Source organism: Acidipila sp. EB88 (assembly GCF_003858395.1).
Lineage (GTDB): Bacteria > Acidobacteriota > Terriglobia > Terriglobales > Acidobacteriaceae > EB88.
This window is the reverse complement of record NZ_QWEV01000005.1, coordinates 180649-199233: the sequence shown is the minus strand read 5'-3', so window position 1 is coordinate 199233 and position 18585 is coordinate 180649. Positions and strand designations below refer to the sequence as shown.

The window sequence follows — 18585 nt, the reverse complement described above, 5'->3', positions numbered from 1 at the left end:
CAGTTCACGGCGTGCGGACTGCGCTATGCTGGGGCTCACCACTGCCCTTGTTTCTCTCCCCACCAGCAGTGCTCTTAACTCCCACTGGTCCTGCTCCCGGAGGTTCCTCTGCGTCCTGTTTGTTTCAGTGCCCCGCTGCTTGTTTCCCTGTGCTGCCTGCTGGTGGATCCCTGTATACCGCGGCTGCATGCCGACGACGGTCCGTCGCCGGGCATCGGGATGGCGCCGCCGGACAGCACTACCACCGGCTCCACGAATGCAGGTGCGCAGCACATTACCTACAAGGCCGTGGTGGGTACGTTGCCCGTGGGCGCGAGCGATGCGGACGACGCAATGTTGACGCTGGATGGTAAGTGGATGGACGGCAAGACGCACACGGACCCGGACAAGGATCCGCCGGTGGCGCGGATGAGTTACGTGTACTACTCGGTGGCTGGTGCGCATGCGCCGCGGCCAGTGACGTTTTTCTACAACGGCGGACCCGGGTCTTCAACGATGTGGCTGCACATGGGCTCGCTCGGGCCGAAACACGTGGTGAGTGCGGACAACAAGCCGACCGGCGCCGCGCCGTACCAGCTGGCGGATAACCCGTACAGCCTGCTGGACGTGAGCGACGTGGTGTTTATCGACATGCCCGGCACCGGCTTTGGTACGCTGCAGGGCAAAGAGCCCGGCAAAGCCTTTTGGGGTGTGGACCAGGATGCCGAGGCATTCTCTCGCTTCATTGCGCGGTTCCTGGGTAAGTACGACCGCTGGAACTCGCCGAAGTATCTGTTCGGAGAGAGTTACGGCACTACCCGTTCAGCGGTGCTTGCCAACGTCCTGTGCAATCGCAAGGACATCGGGCTGAACGGGGTGATCCTGCTCTCGCAGATCCTGTTCTTCGATACGGATATCGACACGGTGACGCCTGGGAATGATCTGCCTTTCGCACTGGCGCTGCCGACGTATGCCGCGACCGCTGCGTACCATCACAAGCTTGCCCAGCAACCCGCGGCGCTGGAGCCGTTTCTCAAGGAGGTGGAAGCGTTCGCCACCGGGCCTTATCTCCACGCGCTGGCGCAAGGCACGGAGCTGCCGGCGGCTGAGAAGCAGGCCACTGCCGAAAAGCTGCATGACTATACGGGCCTGCCGGTGGAGTACCTGCTGCGGGCGAACCTGCGTGTGAGTGGTGGCGAGTTTGAGCACACGCTGCTTGGTGGCGAGTTGAACCATACCGGCCGGCTGGATACGCGCTTCACCAGCCCCACGCTCGATCCGCTGGAAAAGACGCCCGGCTACGACCCGGCAAGCTCTGCCGTCTCCTCGGCCTACGTGTCGGTGTTCAACTCGTACGTTCGCAACGAGCTGAAGTATGGCGAGGGACTTACCTTCAAGCCTTCGGCGTATGCCCTGCCTGGTTTCAAGTGGGACTGGAGCCGCAAAGCGCAGCAGGACAGCCTGCCGACCGCGACCGAGGTGCTGACCGACCTGGCGCTGGCGATGAAGCAGAACCCCGGCATGCAGGTGATGGTGAACGGCGGCTACTACGACCTGGCAACGCCGTTCTATGCCGCGGTGTACGAGGAGCATCACCTGCCGATTCCGCAGAAGCTTGCCGGCAACATCGAGTATGACTTTTACGAGTCGGGGCACATGGTGTATCTGCACCAGGACTCGTTGCACCAGTTGCACGACCGGGTCGCCGCGTTTATTCGACGCACCGAGGCCGGGGGCATGGCGCAGTAGCGGCTGAATGCCTGTTCGCGCTGCGCGGGGTTAGTCCAGGAGAAACACGGCATCGCCCTGCCGGAGCCAGCCCTCCTGCACGACCGTGGCGTACACCCCGGCGCAGCGTTCGTGCGTGGTGGCAACGTGGCGCAGAATTTGCGGCGAGGCTTCGCTTGTATCCGGCGAGAGCGTGATGATTTTGCAGCGGGGATCGCGCCGCACCACCTCGACGATCACCGCCGTTGCGTCCCGGCCCTGGCCGGCGCTGCCGAGTTGCAGGCGACGGCCTACAAAGTGGTCCTCGGCAAAACCTGTCGCGTTCGCAAGGTCGAGATACACGTTTGCGCGGAAGCGCCGTTTATCCACGGGTGTGTCGATCTCCTGCTCGAGCTGACGAGCGGTTTGCACGGAGAACAACGACAAGGGAAGTTCATCGGTCAGCGCGGCCGCGCTGGCCACCACGGCAAGCGTGGTGGGAACGCGGAGCTGCTCGCCCAGCATCTGCAACAGCCGCGGATCATCAAGCGCAAGCTGCTCGCCCGTTGGTGTTTCCACCAGGAGTGCGCGTCTGGCAGCATCCACGTCCCAGGTTTCGGGCTCCGAGCCCGCAGGCCAGAAGGGCCGGTAGAGCAGCATCTGTTCCTGCGTGCGGCTGGTCAGATAAGGCAGAACCGCAGGCGCGGCTGAGCTGCTGATGGCAAACCTGCGATCGCCGCAAATGCCGCGCACTGTTGCAAATGCTGCCTGCAACTGCTCGCCGCGCATGCTTTTGACGGGGTAGCGCCAGAGGCTCTCTACGTGGCCTACAGGTGTCATTCGGCTGCCTCGACCGAAGATATGTGCGCTGCCATCATAGCAATTCGATTTGGCCGGACCCCGCGCGTCGTGACTAGGATGTGGGTGTCACGGAAAGCCTCGCCTGGAGCGTATGTTCGGCGCCCGGTTGCACAGTCACCTTGTCGCTGAGGATGTTGCCTGCCTCGACGCAGAGGAACTGCGACCACTCTTCGTCTCCAAGATCCGCAAGCGCGGCGGCACCGTCAGACCACGGGTTCCAGACGATGGTGGTCGCGGAGTTCTGTTTCTCAAGCAGGATGCGGCGCGCTGCAGCCGGGTCCACAATCTCAGGCGCGGCATGCGTATCGAGGTAGGCGTTGTCCGCCGAGCGCTGTAGCTGCAGTTCGCCCGACTGCTGCTTGATCTTGTTGCCGTCCATGTTGTCGAGAAACGCAGCGCCGTCGAGTGCCTGCACACGAACGGTGCGCACATCGGAGACCTTGTTGTAGGTGTGCAGTGCTTCTTCAAACTGCCAGGCTGCGTTGTCGGTGTTCGTGACCGTGAGTGCCAGGTGCAGTGCGGCGCCGATGGTGATGCGATAGGTGAGTGCGAACGCATGGGGCCACCACTGGCGACTTGATTCATCACTCTCGAGCGTGAGCGTTGCCTGTACGCCTTCCCCTGTCTGCTCGAGCGCCGCGAGGGTCCAGCTCCGGGTGCGTGCGAAGCCATGCGCGGGTGCCTTGGGGTCATCGGTCTTGGCGCGGAACCATGGAAAGCAGACCGGGATGCCACCGCGGATGGCCTTGCCATCTTCCCAACGCGAGTGCTGGCTCAGGAACAGCACCTCGCCCGATGTGCCCGGCTGCCATGAGAGAACCTGTGCGCCGTGCAGCGAGATCTGTGCGCTGGCTGCCGGCGTGGTGATGGACAAAACAGGCAAACCGCCGTGGCCCGCGGCAACGTGTGCCACGTGATCGATGCCGAAGCGCTGGTTCAAGAGGTCTAGCTGCGCAGGAGTGGTCATAGGGAAATCTTACGGTTCCGGGCGCAGGAAGGCGAGACGGGAAGGCGAGATGGGATGGCGGAACGAGTGCGTGCGGTCTGGTGGCGAAGGCGCGTCGGTGCGCACGCGTAACCGTTTCTTCACCCTGCGTGTGCGCTGGCTGGTAGCACTTTCAACGCGGACCAAGGACAATGGGATATCTATGCGAAAACCCCTGCTTGCTCTCGCGGTTTCCGCCTTTGGCATCGGCACCTCGGAATTTATCATCATGGGGCTCCTGCCGGACTTGGCCCGCTCGTTCACGGTCAGCATTCCCAAGGCCGGGCTGCTTGTCTCGGGGTACGCGCTCAGCGTCACCGTCGGGTCGCCGATTGTCGCGCTGGCACTCTCGCGCATGGATCGCAAGCATGCGCTGCTGATCCTGATGAGCGTGTTTATTGCCGGCAATGTGTGCTGTGCGCTGGCGCCCACGTACGGGTTGCTGCTGGGCGCGCGCGTGCTCACGGCGCTCTGCCATGGCGCGTTCTTCGGCATTGGCAGCATTGTGGCCTCGAACCTGGTGCCGCGCGCCGAGCGCGCGCAGGCCATCGCGCTGATGTTTGCCGGGCTCACGCTGGCGAATGTGCTGGGCGTGCCGGCCGGCACCGCGCTGGGGCATGCCTTCGGCTGGCGCTTCGCGTTCTGGGCGCTGGTGCCGATCGGTCTCCTCGCCGCGGCTGGGCTGCTGCGCCTGGTGCCTTCGCAGCCTGCCGAGGCGATGCACCTCAAGCACGAGCTGCACGCGGTACTGCGTCCGCAGGTGCAGCTGGTGCTGGCGCTGAGCACGCTTTCTTCGGTCTCGCTGTTTTGCGTGTTCACGTACATTGCGCCGATCCTGGAGTCAGTTACGCACCTTGCCCCAAGCGCCGTGACGTGGGTGCTGGTGGTTTTCGGAGTGGGCATCACGCTGGGCAACCTGCTGGGCGGCAGGCTGGGCGACTGGAAGCAGATGCCGTCCGTGCTCGGCGGCTTCGTTCTGCTGATTGCGATCTTTCTGCTGATGCCGCTGACCGAGCACAGCATGATCCCGGCGACGGTGATGGTCTTTGTGTGGGGGCTGGTGCAGTTTGCGGTGGGGTCGCCATTGCAGGCGCGCGTCGTGGACCAGGCAAAAGGCGCGCCTAACCTTGCTTCCACGCTCAACCAGGGCGCGTTCAACCTGGGCAATGCCAGCGGCGCGGCGCTGGGCGGCCTGGTGCTGACCGCCGGGTTCTCGTATGCGAGTCTCTCGATTGCGAGCGCGATCGTGGCTGTCGTGGCCGTGGTGATCGCGTTGAGCGCTCTGTGGCTGGAGCGGCGCGATGAGCGTCGATCCCTTGCTCTGCAGGAGCAGGAAGCATCGCCTGCCTGAGCCGGTGCAGCGAGCTTGAGCCGGAAACAGAAGGGGGCGCACTCTGAAGAGTGCGCCCCTTTGTTTGTATGTGCGCTGCTTAAATGCTGTGCAGCGCGGGTGCGGGGTGCAGCAGGTCTTCGATGCGGACAGGCAGCTCGCGCTTGCGCACACCGGTCGCCTGGTAGATCGCGGCGGTGATCGCCGGCGCCACACCGGCAAGCCCAATCTCCCCAACGCCGCGCGCGCCGAAGCTGCTCAGGTTGGTGTCGGGGTAGTCGAGGAAGACGACGTCCATCTCCGGCGTGTCCGGGTTGGAGCTAATGATGTAATCGGCAAGGTTGTTGTTGGTCGGGCGCGCGGTGCGGGCGTCGTACTGGGTTTCTTCAAACAGCGCCATGCCGACGCCCATCACGACTGCACCCTCGATCTGGTTGCGAGCAGCACGCGCGTTGATGACCTTGCCGACATCGATCACGGAGACAACGCGGGAGACGCGCAACCGCGCAATGCCGGGGTCGTATTCCACCTCGACAAAGTGCGCACCGAAGGAGTGGAACGAGAACTTCTTCGCCGCATCGCTCTCAAAGCTGGACTGCGTGCTGCCCTTGCCGCCGGTTGCGCGGACGTTGGCGTCCTGCAGGATCTTCTCGAAGCGCACGCCGCTGGCAGGTGCCCCCGATTTCAGGTGCACATAGCCATCGGTCAGTGCGAGGTCATCGACCTTGGCGCCGGGGAAAGGCGCGGGATTGCCACTGGTGGCGATCTTGAGCAGCTGACCCATCGCTTCCCTGGCTGCTTCGTCGATGGACGGCAGCACGGAGCCGGTCACCATGGAGCCGCCGGACATGGGGCCCGATGGCAGCCGTGTGTCGCCGAGCACGACCTTGATGCGGTCCATCGGCACTCCCGTGCGGGCGTGCACCACCTGCGCAAAGATCGTGTACGTGCCGGTGCCGATATCCTGCGTGCCGCACACCACGCGGACAGTTCCGTCGTCGTTCATGCTGACGTGTGTGTCGGTACCGGAGCGACCCGCAATCCACGACGCAGCCGCGACGCCCCAGCCGATCGTGAGGTCGCCCTTCTTCATCGAGCCAACCTCGGGGTTGTAGCGGCTCCAGCCGAACTTCTCCGCGCCGGTGGTGAGGCATTCTTTCAGGTGCCGCGATGAGAAAGGCTTGCCGGTGCTCTCGTCGAGCTCGGGTTCGTTGAGCAGGCGAAGCTGGACCGGGTCCATTCTGAGCTTGATGGCAAGCTCGTTCATGGCGCTTTCTGTTGCATAGAGACCAGGCACCGCGCCGGGGCCGCGCATGGGCGTGGGTGTGCCGAGATTGCGGCGCACCACCGAGGCGCGCACGCGGAGGTTGGGCGTGCTCCACAGCAGGGGCGTGGCCTCGCCGCAGTTCTCACCTTTTTCATCAAGCAGGGAAGAGTCGCTGGCATAGTCGTGCGAGATCGAGGTGAGCTTGCCTGCGGAGGTCGCGGCAAGCCGTACCCGCTGTACCGTGCGCGGACGATGACCCACGTTGGTGAACATCATGTGGCGGTCGACCACGAGCTTTACCGGCCGGTTCAGATCGCGTGCCGCGGCAGCAGCGATCGGGGTGTGCGTCCACGGGAAGAGTTTGCCGCCGAAGCCCGAACCGAGGAACTGCATGACGACGCGCATGTTCTCCTGCGGCACGCCGAGCATGTCGGCCATTGCTTCTTTCGCATTGGCGACGCCCTGGGTCGACTCATACAGCGTGAAGTTGCGGCCATCCCAGTCGGCAACCACGGCGTGCATCTCAATCGGGTTGTGCGTTTCGATCGGCGTAATGTAGGTCTCGTCAACCGTCACCGTGCCTGCAGAGAAACCCTGGTCCACGTCGCCGCGCTTGCTCTTCACTTCCATCTTGTCGGTGAAGCCGTCGCTCAGGTCGCGCGAGATGTTAAGCGGCGTGGTGGCGTAGCGCACCTTGACCGCCCCGGCGGCCGCGCGCGCCTGGTCCATGGTTTCTGCAACCACCACAGCTACATATTGGCCGTTGTAGTAGATGGTCTCGTCATCCATGGGCGGCCGGGTTTCGCCGACCTGCGCGGTGCGGCTGGCGGGGTTGCTCTTGTACAGCCTGGGCATGTTGCCGTGGCGATAGACCTTGAGCACGCCGCGCATGCCCTCGGCCTGTGTCGCATCGAGGCTGGTGATGCGGCCGCTGCCGATGGTGGCCACCACGGGCACGGCGTACACCATGCGGGGAAGGTTGAAGTCAGCCGAGTAGCGCGCGACGCCGCTGGTCTTGAGCGGGCCATCGATGCGGGGAACAGCCGAGCCCAGGATGGCGGCTGGTGTTCCAGGCGCCGGGTTTGCCATGTTGATGTCGTCTGCCATGATGCACAACCTTTCCGGATCGCCTGAGCGGCTAGGCCTGCTCGGAGGTGACCGTGGTGAGGGCGCGCACAATGCAACGCCGTGCCAGTTCGATCTTGAAGCCGTTCTCGCGGTAAGGTTTGGCCGCACGCATGGCGGCCTCGGCTGCGGTCTTGAAGTGTGCTTCCTCGGCGGGCTTGCCTTCTAGCACTCGCTCGGCTTCTTCCGAGCGCCATGGCTTGGTGCCGACGCCGCCCAGCGCTATGCGTGCCTTGCGGATGCGTTTGCCATCGAGCTCCACGACGACCGCGGCGCTGGCAAGCGCGAACTCGTACGACGCGCGGTCGCGCAGCTTGAGGTAGTGCGATCGCGTTGCAGGCGTGGTTGCCGGCAGCGTCACATAGGTGATCAGGTCGCCCGGTTCGAGCACGTTCTCGATGTTGGGCGTGGTGCCGGGCACGCGGTAGAAGTCAGCGATAGCGATGTCGCGCTCGCCCTTGAGTCCGACCACGTGGATGCGCGCTTCGAGCGCGGTCATGGCAACCGCCATGTCGGACGGGTGCGTGGCGATGCAGTGCTCGCTTGTGCCCAGCACGGCATTGATGCGGTTGTTGCCCTCGATGGCGGCACAGCCGGAGCCGGGCTCGCGCTTGTTGCACGCGGGGAAGGCGGTGTCGCGGAAGTAGGTGCAGCGCGTGCGCTGCAGGAGGTTGCCGCTGGTGGTGGCCATGTTGCGCAGCTGTCCGCTGGCGCCGCTGAGCAGCGCGAGCGAGAGAACCGGGTAACTCCTGAGGACCTCGGGATTGTGCGCGAGGTCGGCGTTGCGCACCAATGCGCCGATCCGGAGCGAGCCGTCAGGATTGCGCACGACGTCCGCGAGGGCGAGGCCGTTGATGTCGACCACCTGCCGGGGCTGCTCGACGTCAAGCTTCATCAGGTCGACCAGTGTCGTGCCGCCCGCGATGAAGCGCACGAGCGCTCCCTGCTGGGCGGTCTTTGCGTTGGCTCCGAGGCGTATTGCCTGCTCGGTGGAGCCTGCGCGTGTGAGTGAGAAGTCAATCATGCAATCCTCCCGGTTTTCGCGGCATCCAGGTGTTCCTGCACAAAGGCGCTGACGGTCTGGCCGTCAGCAGCGGTGTTGCCTGCGTGGCGCGCCTGCTGGATCGCGGCGGTGATGTTCTTGTACGCGCCGCAGCGGCAGAGATTGCCGGCCATGGCTTCGCGCACCGCGTTGTCGCTGTCGCCCCATGGCTCCTTGAGCACGGCCACCGCCGACATGATCTGGCCGGAGGTGCAGATGCCGCATTGGTAGGCATCGTGCTCCACGAACGCCGCCTGCACCGGGTGCAGGTTTCCGGGCTGACCGATGCCTTCGATCGTGGTGATCTCGTCACCTTCATGCATTGCGGCAAACGTCAGGCACGAGTTCACGCGGCGCCCATTGATGTGCACGGTGCAGGCACCGCACTGGCCATGGTCGCAACCCTTCTTGGTGCCTGTGAGGTCCATTTCTTCGCGCAGGCAGTCCAGCAGGGAGACACGCGGCTCGATCTGCACGGTGCGGGGCCTGCCGTTGACGCGCAGGGTGACTGTGCGCTTGCCAGCTTCGCTCCTGGTTGCGACCTCTTCATCGACCGCGGGCAGTGCCGGAGCGGCTGCCAGGACGGGCGAGGCAGTGGCTGCCAGGCTTGCTGCTCCAAGGTGCCCCAGAAAGCTGCGGCGCGAAAAGCGCGGCTTTGTGTCCTGCTCGGAGACTTCTGGCTTGGGTAACTCTTCCGCAGTTTCTTTGCTCATCTCGGGTCCTCGGGAACTCGGCTGCTCGGGTCGCAGGCGCGTTCAACCGCGTGCCTGCTAAGGCGGGCATGCGCGTGCTGATTGATCGTATCCCTTTCAGCACGCGCAGTGTCTCGTTGTTTAAGAGACGGAAACCTGCCTGCCCAAGTCGCATGGGGGGACTCAGGCGCGGGCTCAACTTACCGGATCGCGCGACTTAGCCGGAGAGATCGATTTGGACGATACAGAGTCGTTCCTGCTACGCGGGATCCGGCTCCATCGTGACCTCGTCGACGTAGCACCAGATCCAGTTTTCATCGGGTTGGGCGGACTGCATCAGCGGATGTTTGGTGTGCTGAAAATGCTTGGTCGCGTGGCGGTTAGGCGAGCTGTCGCAGCAGCCCATGTGTCCACAGATGAGGCACATGCGCAGGTGGACCCAGCTGTCGCCGGAAGCAAGGCACTCTTCGCAGCCGGGGGCGCTTGGTGTTACGTCGCGGATCTGATCGAGGTGGGTACAGGCGGGCATAGGTCGATCTCCATGGGTGTGCTGGTTGAGGTGCGTGTGTGTTGCCGGAGCAGCGCCTGGAAGAGGCCAGGGATGGAACGGAGCGACAGCAGCGCCAAGTCGGTTGCAAGGGGGTGTGCCCCATGGCGAGCAGTGCCCGCGACATGACGCGCGCCGGGCGCAGCAGCTTTGCATGCGCCCGCTGGTAAGAGGCGAGGCTGCCTTGCGCAAACGCACCGGGAAGCGCGAGTGCCTGCGCAAACGCCAGAGAAAGTCCGTCGCCGGTGATGGCATCGACGCTGCCCGAGGCGTCGCCGACCAGCGCCACATTGCCGCGCCCGACCCTCTGCAGGCTTCGATGCACGCTGACTGCACCGCGCGGCGAGCTGCATACCGTGGCGTTGCGGAGCAGTGCCTGCAGGGCAGGGAATGGCTCCAGCGCAGACGCCATGCTGCGCAGCTTTGCGGAGCACAGCACGGCGACGCCGATCTGTCCTGGAGCGATCGGGGTGACATAGGCCTGGGTGCCCGGCGCCCAGTACACGCGGACCAGCGAAGGGTCGAAGTCGGCAGCGGGCAGGGCGTAATGCTGCCGGAGTGCGTAGCGCTGGGACGTGACGTACTCGCCGGCGAGGCCAGCTGCGTGCCGCACCGCCGAACGGGAGCCGTCCGCGCCAACGATCCAGTCAGGCGTGTAGGTCATGCCATCTATAAATACCTGGCGCACCTGCACGCCGCCCGGCTGCGGTACGAGGCGGGCCGAGGTGGCGAGGATGCTGACACCGAGCTCACAGGCCCGCCGCTCGAGCAGGCTCTGCAGCATGGTCCGGCGCATGCCGATGCCCGGACTGGCAGCGGCAAACGTGGCTGCGACTTGCTGGCGTGGCGAGCAGAAGTGAATGCCGCGGAAGGGACGGCCGTGCGCTTCGAGCAGGTCGCGGCTGAGCCCGAGACGCCCGAGTGCCTCGATCGCAGGCGGCAGCAGCCCTTCCCCGCAGCACTTATCGAGCGGGCTGCAGCGGCCAGCGGCGTTGGTGCCAAGGCCCGGCTCGGCCAGGGTGACCAAGCACCCTGCCTGCGCTGCCGCGATTGCGGTGGCAAGCCCGGCTGGACCACCACCGATGACGAGCACAGTTGTACGGCCAGACGCGGGCATGCGCCTAAGCCTACTCGCTCAGCAGCTCGTTCAGCAGCACCCGTGCCTTGGTGGTCAGTGTCTCGGCCCCGTCCAGGTCATTCTCGGTCAGCGCCTGCCTGGCCTTGGCCAGAAAGCTGCGCACCTGTATCTGCACGGCGCGAGCTTCGCTGCTGCTGGGCGCGGGGACCTTGGCAAAGCGGGCATCCTGCTCCTGGATCTCCACCAGGATGCGCGACCGGTCGCGCGTGGTAATGGTGTTGCCGGCGGAAAGCTGGCCGAGCGTGTTGGCTGCCTCTGCCGGCGCGGGCTGCGTAGGGGCGGCCGTGGTATCCGGGGCCGGCGCGCTGGTGCCGGTCGCGCCCGTGGCGGGCGTTGCCGGATGCGTGGCCACCGCCGGCGCGGCAGCGTCCGGTGCCGTGGTTGCCGGGGCCTTGTGCTTCGCGCGGCGCTTCGGCTTTTCAGCAGCCGGCGGCGGGGCGGCGGGTGGATTCTCGGTCTGCGCCTGCTGGGTCACGTCCGGATTGCGCTTCGGAGGCACGGATGGTAGCGGCGTGATCACGGTGATCGACGATGGGGTGATGGGTGGCGCGGTGGTGGCGGCCGGCGGTGGAGGTGCCGGCTGCGGATGCCGGCACCCGGCAAGGCAGAGAAGCGGCAGCAGGGCCATGGCAAGTATGGAAGAGAACGGGGAGGTTGTAAAAAGGGCAGGGCAGCGCGGAGCGCTCATTCGCTTTCCTGCCTGAGTGCCGTGGCCGGTTGCGATGCGCTCTTCGTATCCCGTTCGTTGCTGTGGCTCAACGGCAGTTGCAGCCGAAACTGCGTGCCGCGGCCGGGTTCTGACTCCACCTCGATTACTCCTGAGTGAAGCTGGACGATGCGGTAGCACATGGCGAGACCGATGCCACTGCCATCACGCTTTGTAGTGAAGTATAGGTCAAAAATACGCGGTAAAACTTCACTTGCTATGCCAGAGCCTGTATCTGAGATTGTCAGTACTGCAAAGCGGGCTTCCTCGGTCAGCGAAATGCGCAGCGTGCCGCCGTCCGGCATTGCCTGCGTGCCGTTGAGCACGATGTTCAGGATGGCCTGGCGCAGCATGTCTGCATCCACCTTGACCATCACGGCGCGCTGCGGCAACACGGTTTCGAGCTGTATGTCCTGACTGGAGAACTCCGCAGAGGCAAGGCGCAGGACGTTGGAGGTGATTCCGCGGAGGTCTTCGTCCTGGAGTTTCAGCTCGACCGGGCGCGAGAAATCAATCAGGGTTTGCACAACGCGGTCGAGCCGCTGGATCTCGCTCTGGATCACATCCAGGTGGCGCATGGCCGGGGAATCGCTGCCGCCGTCCGGATTGGTGAGCTTGTTGCGCATCAATTCCAGGTGAACCACGATGGCATTGATGGGATTTTTTACCTCATGGCCGACGCCGCCGGTGAGCCGGCCGATGGCCGAGAGCCTGCGGGAAAGCTCCAGTTCGCTCTCGATCTCGCGTACGGATTCGAGGTCATGCAGGGTCAGCAGGGCACCCAGGCTTTCGCGCTCGTCCTGGATGATTTCCAGAGCAATCTGGATCCGTCGGCCGCTTTCGATCTCGATCTCTGCCTGCGGAATGGAGGTGCGGTTCTGGAAGGCATCGCGCACCATGCGCCCGAGCCGGGTGGAGCGGCTGAAGATCTGGATCGCGTGCGCGCCCAGCATCTGCTCCCGCTCAATACCCAGGAACCGCTCGACCGAGCTCGAAACCAGCACGGCGCGGGAGTCGCGCGTAAACAGCATCATGCCGTCCTGCAGGTTGGAGAGAATCTGGTCGAGGTTCTCCTTGAGCGCGGAGAACACTTCCTCCGTATTGCGCATGCGCTCGCCGATGCGCTCGATCTTGCTCGAGACCCGCAGCAGCGTATCAACCCGGTCGGCCGGGGTATCGGCCGCGTCGGCTGCCTCGGCGTTCAGGACGTCGAGCCTGCGGCTGATCTGCTCCAGTGGCGCGAGCGCCAGCGAGGCGACCACCGCGGCGGCCAGCAGCGAGATCAGCAGCGCGGCCGCCGTGTAGCTTACGGCGCTCAGCAGTGTGGGGCGGAACACCTGCAGCAGGAAGCTGGTGCGCATGCCGATGTGCACCGAGGCGAAGGGATGGCTGTTGCGCTCGAGCATGAGCGGCAGGTCATAGACCCGCGGTTTGCCAAACACGATCTGCAGAATCTTGATCGGGGATCGATAGCGGAGCCTGCCGTAGTCGGGCCGCCACGCCAGCTTGTGCCCCGTGACCAGCGGGTCGGTGCTGACCAGTGCCATGTTGCTGCTGTCGGCGACCGTGATGTCGTAGGTTGTGGGCGAGTAGCTGATGATGGAGTCCATCAACGCATTCAGCGCCGGGTCGCGGCTCAGCGTTGCCGCGACCTGGTCGGCAGGCAGACTGGGGGCGATGGTGCCACGCAGGACGCCCTGCTCGATTGCCTGGCGGGTGGCGAACAGCACCTGATGCGCAATGATGTCGGTAGAGGAGTAGCTCTGATCAATATACTGCCGCATGGATCGCGACAGGTACAGCCATGAGGTGGCTGAGACAAGCAGAAAAACCAGGCCGGTGACGGCTGCCACGAGTTTGGTTTTGAGTCGCATGGAGTGCTGCGGATCCGGGGACAGGCGCTGCTTCAAACGGCTGCGGAAAACGCGGCGGCGGCGCGGATGTCCCCCGGTTCCTAGTGCTTCTGCTCCTTGATCTGGTCGGCAACCGGGGCTGCGTCGCTTCGGGGCCGAAGCCGGCTTTGGCTGTACTCCTTGAGCTTGTTGTGCAGGGTCTTGAGGCTGATGCCGAGGATTTCGGCGGCGCGGGTCTTGTTGTTGTTGGTGGAGGCCAGTGTCTTGACGATCAGCAGGCGCTCGGCTTCATCTACCGTGGTGCCAACCTCGACCTTGACCGAATTGGCGATGGACTGCTCGGCGGAGGCTTCCACGCCGCGCGAACCGAAGCCGGGCGGCAGGTGCTGGGTGCCCACGGCGTTAGTGCCGCAGAGGATCACCGCGCGCTCGATGGTGTTGCGCAGCTCGCGCACGTTGCCGGGCCAGTCGTACTGCATCAGGCGCTGCAGCATGCCGGGTTCCACACCCGGTACGGCGCGGCCATGCTTGTCGTTCATGTCCTGGATCATGGAATCCACGATCGCCGGGATGTCTTCCTTGTGGTCGCGCAGCGGCGGCATATGGATATTGAAGACGTTGAGCCGGTAGTACAGGTCAGGACGCAGCTGGCCAGCATCGACTGCGGCATCAGGGTTCTTGTTGGTGGCGGCCAGTACGCGCACGTCCACCGGCGACTCCACCTTGGAGCCGAGGCGGCGCAGCTTGTGATCCTCCAGCACGCGCAGCAGCTTGGCCTGGGTGGCGACCGGCATCTCGCCGATCTCATCCAGCAGCAGAGTGCCTTCCTCGGCCAGCTCGAAGCAGCCGGCGCGACGCTCCATCGCCCCCGTAAAGGCTCCCTTTTCGTGACCGAAGATCTCGCTCTCGATCAGGGTTTCGGGGATGGCGGCGCAGTTGACGGCCACAAACGGCCGGGGCTTGCGGGGGCTCAGGGCATGCAGCGCGCGCGCCACCAGCTCCTTGCCGGTGCCGCTTTCGCCCGTGATCAGCACGGAAACGTTGGACGGCGCGACCTGTTCGATCAGCGCGTAGATCTCCTTCATTTTGCGGGAGGAGCCGACCAGCGGGCCCAGGATGCCGGTGTCGCGCAGCTTGCGGCGGGTGACCTCGAGCTGACGCTCGGTTTCGCGCATGTGGGTCGCGTTGTGCAGGGTGTTGCGCAGGCGGGCAGAGTCGACGGGCTTCTGGATGAAGTCGTACGCGCCGATCTTCATGGCTTCCACGGCGAGGTCGATGGAGCCCTGCGCCGTCAGCACCACCACGGTGCAGTCGTTCTTGTTCATGGAGAGCTGCTTCAACAGCTCGAGGCCATTCATGCGGGGCATTTTCAGGTCGGTCACGATAATGCCGGGCTGCCAGCCGGACAGCTTGTCCAGGGCCTCCTGCCCGTCGCCGGCCATCTCGGTTTCGTAACCCCAGGAGGAGACGAGCTCGGCGAGGCCATGCAGCGCATGGACCTCGTCTTCGACAATCATGACCCGTTCTGTGTTCCCCATGGCTTTATGATCCTGTCTGCGGCCACAGGCCGCACTTGAAGTAGTCGTTCCGGCCTGCGTGTGACTGGCCTGGCGCCTGTACAGCAAGTTCCTGTTCGGAACGGGCGGATGGCGGGTAGATTGCCGAATCTGCGTTGCGAACAGCTGACATCGATCAGGCTAAAGCTCTGCGAACGGCCCCGGGGAAGGGCGGTTTATCCTAGATGTCATGCTGCCTTACGAGATTGAACCCGAAGCGCTTGCTGCTCTCCGACAGGATACGCGAGCCACCCCATTTACGGTGATTGACGTGCGTGAACCCTGGGAAGTCGAAGTCGCCGCTCTCCATGGTAGCGTGAACGTGCCCATGGGGGATATACCTTCGCGCGCACACAGCGAATTTGACCCGGATCAGCGCATTATTGCGGTGTGTCACCACGGCGTCCGTTCGCTCAACGTGGCAGTGTGGCTGCGCAACCAGGGCTTTGAGCAGGCACAGTCGCTGGCCGGCGGCATCGATGCCTGGTCGTCCCGGGTTGACCCGGCCGTGTCTCGTTACTAGACACTCTCTGCCTGGCACTCGAAGCTCGCCGTTGTGTCATGGCGGACTCGCTGGCTCCAGCTCGTCGCCATTCCTGATCCAGAACCGAGGCATGATCCCGTGAACCAAGCATCTTCTGCTGCCGTCGCCTTCGCTCGCAGTCACCAGGCCCCTTTTCTCGAGGAACTGAAAGCGCTGCTGCGCATCCCCTCGGTCTCGACCCTGCCAGAGCACCGGGGGATGTGCGCCGCACCGCCGAGGTGCTTGCCGCGGAGCTTGCCCGCATCGGCATGGAGCACGTGGAACTGATTGAGGTGGCGCTGCCCGGCGGGCAAACCGGTCATCCCCTGGTGCTGGCCGACTGGCTCCATGCGCCGGGCAAGCCTACCGTGCTGTGCTACGGCCACTATGATGTGCAGCCGCCCGACCCGCTGGATGAGTGGCACACGCCTCCTTTCGAACCCAGCGAGCGCGACGGCAACCTCTACGCCCGGGGAGCGGTGGACGACAAGGGACAGATGTACATGCACGTCAAGGCGCTGGAGTCGCTGTTTGCGGCTGGCGGAGGGCAACTGCCGCTGAACGTGCGCGTCCTGCTCGAGGGCGAGGAGGAGGTTGGCGGCGAGTCGATCGCTGCTTTCCTGCGGAGCCACCCGGAGAAAGTCGAGGCCGACTTTGCGCTGGTTTCGGACACCGAGATGTTTGCTCCCGACCTGCCGACGTTGTGCGTGGGGCTGCGCGGGATGATCTACACCGAGGTCGAAGTGCGCGGCGCGCGCACCGATCTCCACTCCGGCATGTATGGCGGCGCGGCGCCGAACCCCTTCTTTGCGCTGGCGCAGATCATTGCGCAACTCAAGGACCAGGACGGCCGCATCCTCATCCCGGGCATCTATGACGGGCTCCAAGCCCCGTCGACGGACGAACTTGCTGCATGGGCGCGCCTGCCCTTTGATGAGGTCCACTACCTCGCGACCGAGATCGGGGCGACGTCGCTGGTGGGCGAGCCCGGCTACTCGGTGATGGAGCGCACCTGGGCGCGGCCCACGCTGGAGATCCATGGAATGCCCGGCGGCTTCATCGGCGCGGGCGCCAAGACGGTGATCCCCGCCCGGGCGACGGCCAAGCTCTCCATGCGGCTGGTACCTCCAATGGAGCCGATGACAACGTTTGCGCGGCTCAAGGAGTACATCGAGTCGCTCACCCCTAAAGGTGTGTCGGTAGAGGTCCGCCTGATCCACGCGGGAGAAGCCGCGGTGATCGGCACCGACAACCCCTACATCCAGGCCGCCGTGGCTGCGTTGAAGCAGATCTGGCAGGTCGAACCGGTGTTTGTGCGCTCAGGCGGCTCGATCCCAGTGGTTGGCGACTTCGAGCGCTGCCTCGGGATTCCCTCGGTCATGATGGGGTTTGGACTGCCGGACGATAACCTCCACGCGCCCAATGAGAAGTTCAACATCCGCAATTTTCACCTCGGCATTGAGACCCTGATCGTTTTCTTCGAGGCTCTCGGCGCGGAACACAACGCGGCAGGGTTCGGGGTGGCAGGCTGATCGCCGCCCCGGAGCCTGCCGACCTGCCGCAGCCGCGCGCCTTTGTTCTGGCCGGCGGCCAGAGCAGCCGCATGGGGCGCGACAAGTCGCAGTTGCTGCTGGGCGGGGTGACGCTGCTGGAGCACGGGGTACGCAGGCTGCGCGCGCTGGGTTTTGCTGCGGCCGTCGCGGGTCTCCGCGCAGGCGCGTTGCCGCCATTTGGCACGCCGGTGGTTGCGGATGCGTTTGAAGAGTGTGGCCCGCTGGGTGGAATGGAAGCCGCCCTGCGCTCGCTGGCTTCGCTGCCCGCGCAGCCGGTGCTGTTCGTCGCGGTGGACCTGCCGCTGTTGCCGGCTGCTTTGCTGGAACAACTGTGGCAGCGGGCGCTCTGTACCGGCGCCCTGGCCACGGTGCCGTACCTGGTGGGGCGTCCGCAGCCGTTGTGCGCGGTGTACCACAGCAGCCTGGCGGCCGGTTTTGCCGAGGCGCTGGCCCGCGAAGATCGCAAGATCATGCGCGTGCTGGAGTCGCTGGTACCGCTGGACCGCTTCGATCGTTTCCGGGTGGAGGCGCTTGCGGCCACGCACCAGGAGCAGCCGGCTGCCGGTCCCATGAGCTTTACGCACGCGTGGTTCGCCAACGCCAACACGCCCGAAGACTGGCAGCGCATCGTAAGCGCCAGTGACCCTGGAGTGCAAAGCTTTGTGCCCGGCTGCACCGGTCATGGCTTGCACGCATCGATTGCAGCAGTACCCGCAGAGGGCGGAGACGCACAATGACCGAACCCAACACTGAGCCTGAGAACAAACCCGGCAGCACCGAACCCGAAAGCGATGCCACCGCCGAGGCGTCGCCCAAGGTTGACCTGGAGCATCTTCCCGAAGGCTTTGAATACATCGAGAAGCTGGTGGACGAGCCGGCGCCGGACGACCAGCAGATCCGCGAAGAAACCGGGCAGCAGACCACCGCGCACCAGGAGCAGCAGCCGTACATCGCCTTCGACCATGTCTCGAAGTCCTTCGGCGACTTCCACGTGCTCAAGGATGTGAGCTTCTTCGTCAACGCCGGGGAAACGCTGTGCATCCTGGGACGCTCGGGTGTGGGCAAGTCTGTCTCGCTGCAGCAGTTGATGGGCTTCTACAAGCCGGACAGCGGGCGCATCCTGGTTGCCGGGGAAGACATCATCGACTTTGACGAAGAGCAGATGCAGGCCATTCGCAAGAAGGTCACCATGGTCTTCCAGAACGGGGCGCTGTTTGACTCGCTCTCGATCCGCGAGAACGTGGCGTTTCCGCTGCGCGAGAACCAGCACCTCGACGAGGACCAGATCCAGCAGATCGTATCGGGGCTGCTCGAAATGGTGGGGGTTACCGGTCAGTCGGACGAGCTGCCTTCATCACTCTCGACCGGCATGAAGCGCTCGGTCGCCATCGCGCGGGCGCTTGCCGCGCAGCCGGAAGCCATCCTCTACGACGAGCCCACAACGATGGTGGACCCGCTGATTGCCAAGCTCATGGGCGACCTGATCCAGAAGCTCAAGTACCAGCTCAAGCTCACCTCCATCGTGGTGACGCACGACATGCGCTTTGCGCAGCGACTCGCCGACCGCGTGCTGTTTCTGCATGAGGGCAAGGCGCGCTTCTTCGGCACCATCGACGAGATGAAGGCGTCGGACGACGAGATCCTGTGCCAGTTCCTGGAGCTGGACGAGCTTGTGCTGCCTGGCTGAGGCTGCGGCGCGACTCGCCCTGGGCGCGTTGCTA

Annotated in this window: 16 protein-coding genes; 6 read left to right on the top strand and 10 right to left on the bottom strand. The window is 64.7% G+C overall.

Features of this window, described 5'->3' with window-relative positions:
• The first annotated feature begins 162 nt into the window (after positions 1 to 162).
• On the top strand, positions 163 to 1728 hold the full coding sequence (locus D1Y84_RS01820; RefSeq protein WP_233580969.1) for a S10 family peptidase: 1566 nt from the start codon (positions 163 to 165) through the stop codon (positions 1726 to 1728).
• Positions 1729 to 1758: 30 nt separating this feature from the next.
• On the opposite strand, the gene D1Y84_RS01815 is transcribed toward D1Y84_RS01820, so the two are convergent.
• Together D1Y84_RS01815 and D1Y84_RS01810 are read right to left on the bottom strand one after the other, a co-directional pair.
• The gene (locus D1Y84_RS01815) at positions 1759 to 2526 is read right to left on the bottom strand and encodes an MOSC domain-containing protein (RefSeq protein ID WP_124846985.1); all 768 of its coding nucleotides are present in this window, start codon (positions 2524 to 2526) and stop codon (positions 1759 to 1761) included.
• 73 nt (positions 2527 to 2599) lie between these two features.
• Entirely contained in the window at positions 2600 to 3514 is a 915-nt protein-coding gene (locus D1Y84_RS01810) for a D-hexose-6-phosphate mutarotase (RefSeq protein WP_124846984.1), read from the bottom strand.
• A 181-nt stretch (positions 3515 to 3695) separates the two neighbouring features.
• On the opposite strand from D1Y84_RS01810, the gene D1Y84_RS01805 reads away from it, so the two are divergent.
• On the top strand, positions 3696 to 4883 hold the full coding sequence (locus D1Y84_RS01805; RefSeq protein WP_124846983.1) for an MFS transporter: 1188 nt from the start codon (positions 3696 to 3698) through the stop codon (positions 4881 to 4883).
• A gap of 79 nt (positions 4884 to 4962) precedes the next feature.
• Here D1Y84_RS01805 and D1Y84_RS01800 read toward each other — a convergent pair whose 3' ends face one another.
• The 8 genes from D1Y84_RS01800 to D1Y84_RS01765 form a co-directional block, all read right to left on the bottom strand.
• Entirely contained in the window at positions 4963 to 7236 is a 2274-nt protein-coding gene (locus D1Y84_RS01800; protein WP_233580967.1) for a xanthine dehydrogenase family protein molybdopterin-binding subunit, read from the bottom strand.
• A gap of 31 nt (positions 7237 to 7267) precedes the next feature.
• The gene (locus D1Y84_RS01795) at positions 7268 to 8278 is read right to left on the bottom strand and encodes a xanthine dehydrogenase family protein subunit M (protein WP_124846982.1); all 1011 of its coding nucleotides are present in this window, start codon (positions 8276 to 8278) and stop codon (positions 7268 to 7270) included.
• Positions 8275 to 9009, bottom strand: a complete 735-nt coding sequence (locus tag D1Y84_RS01790) for a (2Fe-2S)-binding protein (protein ID WP_124846981.1) — start codon at positions 9007 to 9009, stop codon at positions 8275 to 8277. The genes D1Y84_RS01795 and D1Y84_RS01790 overlap by 4 nt, the downstream gene beginning before the upstream one ends.
• Positions 9010 to 9247: 238 nt before the next feature.
• Positions 9248 to 9415: a UBP-type zinc finger domain-containing protein gene (locus tag D1Y84_RS18805; protein WP_370245688.1), complete on the bottom strand. Its 168-nt coding sequence runs from the start codon at positions 9413 to 9415 to the stop codon at positions 9248 to 9250.
• Entirely contained in the window at positions 9369 to 10652 is a 1284-nt protein-coding gene (locus D1Y84_RS18280) for an NAD(P)/FAD-dependent oxidoreductase (RefSeq protein ID WP_124846979.1), read from the bottom strand. The genes D1Y84_RS18805 and D1Y84_RS18280 overlap by 47 nt, the downstream gene beginning before the upstream one ends.
• Positions 10653 to 10662: 10 nt before the next feature.
• A complete protein-coding gene (locus tag D1Y84_RS01775) occupies positions 10663 to 11361 on the bottom strand; it encodes a hypothetical protein (RefSeq protein WP_124846978.1) in 699 nt (232 codons plus the stop codon).
• Positions 11358 to 13253, bottom strand: coding sequence for a nitrogen regulation protein NR(II) (locus D1Y84_RS01770; protein WP_124846977.1), 1896 nt, complete (start codon positions 13251 to 13253; stop codon positions 11358 to 11360). The genes D1Y84_RS01775 and D1Y84_RS01770 overlap by 4 nt, the downstream gene beginning before the upstream one ends.
• A gap of 80 nt (positions 13254 to 13333) precedes the next feature.
• A complete protein-coding gene (locus tag D1Y84_RS01765; protein ID WP_124846976.1) occupies positions 13334 to 14770 on the bottom strand; it encodes a sigma-54 dependent transcriptional regulator in 1437 nt (478 codons plus the stop codon).
• 208 nt (positions 14771 to 14978) lie between these two features.
• Between D1Y84_RS01765 and D1Y84_RS01760 the strand changes: the two genes are divergently transcribed.
• The 4 genes from D1Y84_RS01760 (at position 14979) to D1Y84_RS01745 (ending at position 18551) form a co-directional block, all read left to right on the top strand.
• Entirely contained in the window at positions 14979 to 15311 is a 333-nt protein-coding gene (locus D1Y84_RS01760) for a rhodanese-like domain-containing protein (protein WP_124846975.1), read from the top strand.
• 221 nt (positions 15312 to 15532) lie between these two features.
• Positions 15533 to 16843 (top strand): dipeptidase, encoded by a 1311-nt coding sequence (locus tag D1Y84_RS01755; protein WP_370245687.1) that lies wholly within the window; start codon positions 15533 to 15535, stop codon positions 16841 to 16843.
• Entirely contained in the window at positions 16840 to 17601 is a 762-nt protein-coding gene (locus D1Y84_RS01750) for a molybdenum cofactor guanylyltransferase (protein ID WP_370245799.1), read from the top strand. Before D1Y84_RS01755 ends, D1Y84_RS01750 begins: the two co-directional genes overlap by 4 nt.
• Positions 17598 to 18551: an ABC transporter ATP-binding protein gene (locus tag D1Y84_RS01745; RefSeq protein ID WP_124846973.1), complete on the top strand. Its 954-nt coding sequence runs from the start codon at positions 17598 to 17600 to the stop codon at positions 18549 to 18551. The genes D1Y84_RS01750 and D1Y84_RS01745 overlap by 4 nt, the downstream gene beginning before the upstream one ends.
• The last annotated feature ends 34 nt before the right edge of the window (positions 18552 to 18585 follow it).

Excerpts from the sequence above, each read along its gene's own strand:
- D1Y84_RS01775 (WP_124846978.1), bottom strand. The coding sequence starts at position 11,361 with ATGAGCGCTCCGCGCTGCCCTGCCCTTTTTACAACCTCCCCGTTCTCT.
- D1Y84_RS01770 (WP_124846977.1), bottom strand. The coding sequence starts at position 13,253 with ATGCGACTCAAAACCAAACTCGTGGCAGCCGTCACCGGCCTGGTTTTT.
- D1Y84_RS01765 (WP_124846976.1), bottom strand. The coding sequence starts at position 14,770 with ATGGGGAACACAGAACGGGTCATGATTGTCGAAGACGAGGTCCATGCG.
- D1Y84_RS18280 (WP_124846979.1), bottom strand. The coding sequence starts at position 10,652 with ATGCCCGCGTCTGGCCGTACAACTGTGCTCGTCATCGGTGGTGGTCCA.
- D1Y84_RS01815 (WP_124846985.1), bottom strand. The coding sequence starts at position 2,526 with ATGACACCTGTAGGCCACGTAGAGAGCCTCTGGCGCTACCCCGTCAAA.
- D1Y84_RS01800 (WP_233580967.1), bottom strand. The coding sequence starts at position 7,236 with ATGGCAGACGACATCAACATGGCAAACCCGGCGCCTGGAACACCAGCC.
- D1Y84_RS01760 (WP_124846975.1), top strand. The coding sequence starts at position 14,979 with ATGCTGCCTTACGAGATTGAACCCGAAGCGCTTGCTGCTCTCCGACAG.
- D1Y84_RS01810 (WP_124846984.1), bottom strand. The coding sequence starts at position 3,514 with ATGACCACTCCTGCGCAGCTAGACCTCTTGAACCAGCGCTTCGGCATC.
- D1Y84_RS01745 (WP_124846973.1), top strand. The coding sequence starts at position 17,598 with ATGACCGAACCCAACACTGAGCCTGAGAACAAACCCGGCAGCACCGAA.
- D1Y84_RS01795 (WP_124846982.1), bottom strand. The coding sequence starts at position 8,278 with ATGATTGACTTCTCACTCACACGCGCAGGCTCCACCGAGCAGGCAATA.
- D1Y84_RS01790 (WP_124846981.1), bottom strand. The coding sequence starts at position 9,009 with ATGAGCAAAGAAACTGCGGAAGAGTTACCCAAGCCAGAAGTCTCCGAG.
- D1Y84_RS18805 (WP_370245688.1), bottom strand. The coding sequence starts at position 9,415 with ATGTGCCTCATCTGTGGACACATGGGCTGCTGCGACAGCTCGCCTAAC.
- D1Y84_RS01805 (WP_124846983.1), top strand. The coding sequence starts at position 3,696 with ATGCGAAAACCCCTGCTTGCTCTCGCGGTTTCCGCCTTTGGCATCGGC.